The following is a 356-nucleotide window of genomic DNA, read 5'->3' on the forward strand; positions in this document are numbered from 1 at the left end:
TTTTGTCATTTGCCGTAACCTTCGTGATGATGGCAGCGTTCGTGTGGGGTCGCTATCGATACGATCTGGTCGCGGCTGCGGCACTGTTGCTAGCTCTCGCGGTTGGCATTGTGCCTTTTGACGAAGCATTCAGCGGGTTCAGCGACGATATCGTGGTCATTGTCGGCAGTGCTCTGCTGGTGAGCGCTGGGATAGCACGCTCGGGTATCATGGAGGCCGCCATCAAGCGGCCCTTAGCGCCGGGCAGGGGGCTGAAGGGCGTCGCAGACGGACAGCAGGTGCTGCTCGGGTTGAGGCCAGAACATCTCACTCGGGCGCACACTGCCACACCGGAGCAGGGCACGTTTCGCTATGAG

General features: G+C 60.7%; 1 protein-coding gene. It reads left to right on the plus strand.

The genetic code is table 11. From position 1 onward, the window contains the following. Positions 1-2: 2 nt before the first annotated feature. Positions 3-356: SLC13 family permease (locus tag EOA13_RS39310; protein ID WP_348629791.1), on the plus strand; the 354-nt coding region annotated here is incomplete at its 3' end.

This window comes from Mesorhizobium sp. M7A.F.Ca.US.011.01.1.1 (genome assembly GCF_003998295.1).
GTDB lineage: Bacteria > Pseudomonadota > Alphaproteobacteria > Rhizobiales > Rhizobiaceae > Mesorhizobium.